The organism is Achromobacter sp. (assembly GCF_036567245.1).
In the GTDB taxonomy this organism is placed as follows: Bacteria; Pseudomonadota; Gammaproteobacteria; order Burkholderiales; family Burkholderiaceae_B; genus Achromobacter.
In genome coordinates, this window is record NZ_DATCUY010000581.1 from 1 (window position 1) to 2,468 (window position 2,468).

Annotated in this window: 1 protein-coding gene and 1 pseudogene; both read left to right on the forward strand. The window is 67.7% G+C overall.

The window, feature by feature from the left end; translation table 11 throughout:
* A pseudogene (locus tag VIR09_RS24590) lies at nt 1–672 on the forward strand (hypothetical protein); the annotation flags it as partial.
* Nucleotides 673–791: 119 nt separating this feature from the next.
* The coding region (gene tssM / locus VIR09_RS24595) for a type VI secretion system membrane subunit TssM (protein ID WP_332015226.1) at nt 792–2,468 on the forward strand (1,677 nt) is incomplete at its 3' end.

A 2,468-nucleotide genomic window follows, 5' to 3' on the forward strand; every position in this document is an offset into this window, starting at 1 on the left:
GCCGCGCCGGACGCGCTCGCCTGCGACGGCCTGCTGCGCCAGCTGGCGCTGGAACCGCTGACCGCGCGCAGCGCCACGCTGCGTCTGGTCGCCGTCGCCGACTCCTACATCGACGCCGCGCGAGTAGAGCAATGGGGCGCCGCCGGCAGGCTCATGTCCAACGCCAATCCGCAGGGCCAGGTGCCTGGCGAAGCTGCGGCGGGCTTGTTGCTGGACCTGGCCGCTCAGGCGCCTGGCGGCGAGCCCGCGCGTACCGATACCGCGCTGTCCTTGATCCTGTCGGCGCAAGCTCAGCGCGCGGTCGCCGCCGACGCGCGCGGCGCGCTGCATGAACCCCGCCTGACCGAATTGGCCACGCAGTTCCTGGCCGAGCAAGGCAAACCCGCCGACGGCGTAGCCGCGCTGATCAGCGATGCCGACCACCGTGGCAGCCGCCCGCTGGAGACCGCCGGCCTGGCCTCTGCGCTGTTTCCCGCGCTGGATCCGAACCTGGACTGCCTGGCAGTGGGTTCCGGCTGCGGCCACACCGGCGCGGCCGCCCATCTGCTCACCGTGGCCGTCGCAGGCGCGGCTTGCGCCCAGGCCGACGCACCCGTACTCGCACTCATGACCCAGGACCCGGCGTTGCGGACGCTGGTGCTGGTGTCGCCCTCCGAATCCCTCCCCGCCTGACCCACAAGAACATAGCTCAAACCATGCGCAGCCCCTCCGATCTACTATCCGGCACCTCCCGCGCCATCAGCGAAGGCCGACATTGGTCCTCGCGCGCGCTGGCCAACCCGCGCACCTTCATGGCGTTGGGACTGCTCGCCTTGGTGGTGTTCCTGTTCCTGTTCGCCGACACGGTAGAGATCGGTCTGGCCTGGGCAGGCATCGCCCTGGGCGTATGCGTGCTGCTGTGGCTGTGCGCCTTTCTGTGGCGCCGGCGGCGCACCCGCAAGGCCAACAAGAATCTGGGCGACATGCTGGAGCAGCAGGTGCAGACCGGCGCCGCCGCCAACCGCAACGACGTGGAAGCGCTGCGCACACGGCTGACCCAAGCGGTGCGCACCATCAAGACCTCGAAGATCGGCCAGACCTCGGGCAACGAAGCCCTGTACGAGCTGCCCTGGTACATCGTCATCGGCAACCCCGCCGCGGGCAAGAGCAGCGCCGTGATCAATTCCGGCCTGCAGTTCCCTTTCGCCGACAAGAACGGCGCGGCGGTGCGCGGCGTGGGAGGCACGCGCAACTGCGACTGGTTCTTCACCACCGAAGGCATCCTGCTGGACACTGCGGGACGCTACTCGGTGCATGAAGAGGACCGCAACGAATGGATGGGCTTCCTGGACCTGCTCAAGCGGCATCGTCCCAAGGCGCCCATCAACGGCATCATCGTGGCCGCCAGCATCGACGAGCTGACGGGCGCGGGGCCCGAGTTCGCGATCAACCTGGCCAAGAACCTGCGCCAGCGCGTGCAGGAACTGACCGACCGCCTGGAAGTGTTTGCGCCGGTCTACATCATCTTCACCAAGGCCGACCTGATCTCAGGCTTCAGCGAGTTCTTTTCCGACAGCGACCAGAGCGAACGCGACCGCGTCTGGGGCGCGACCCTGCCCTATGGCGCCGAAGAGAACCGCGATGTGCTGGCGCTGTTCGACAGCCGTTTCGACGAGCTGTATGAAGGCCTGAAGGAAATGGGCACGGCGCAGATCTCGCTGCGCAACAGCCGCGACCTGCCGCCAGGCCTGTTGACGTTTCCGCTGGAATTCGCCGGCATCAAGCCGGCGCTGCGGACCTTCCTGTCGACGCTGTTCGAGACCAATCCATTCCAGTACAAGCCGGTGTTCCGCGGCTTCTACTTCACCAGCGCGCTACAGGAAGGCGTTACGCAAAGCACTTCCACCGAGCGGCTGGCCGAACGCTTCGAGCTGCGACCGGCACAGCGCGCGCAGACGCGCAGCGTCACCTCCAACAACGGCTTCTTCCTGCGCGACCTGTTCTCCAGCGTGATCTTCGCGGACAAGAAGCTGGTGCGCCAGCACGCCAGCCCCGCCAAGACGCGCATGCGCTACCTGGCCTTCTTTGGCCTGGTGCTGGCGCTGGGGTTGGTGCTGGGCGGCTGGAGCTGGTCTTACCTGGGCAACCGGCAACTGGCGCAGAACGTGCAGGCCGACCTGGACAAGGTGGTACGCCTGCAAAGCGAGCGCACCGACCTGCAAAGCCGGCTGGAAGCGATGGAGATCCTGCAGGACCGCATCGAGCAGCTGGACCGCTATTCCTCCAGCCGGCCGTGGTCGTTGGGCCTGGGTCTGTACCAGGGCGACGTGCTGAAGGAGCGTCTGCTGGCCGAGTACTACAACGGCGCGCGCCAGTTCATGCTGGCGCCGGTGAAGACCAGCCTGGAGGACTTCCTGGCCAAGGTCGATACCTCCGCTACCGCGGCCACCGGCGGCGCCCCCCAGCCGGCGCCGCAGCAGGCCCGTGCC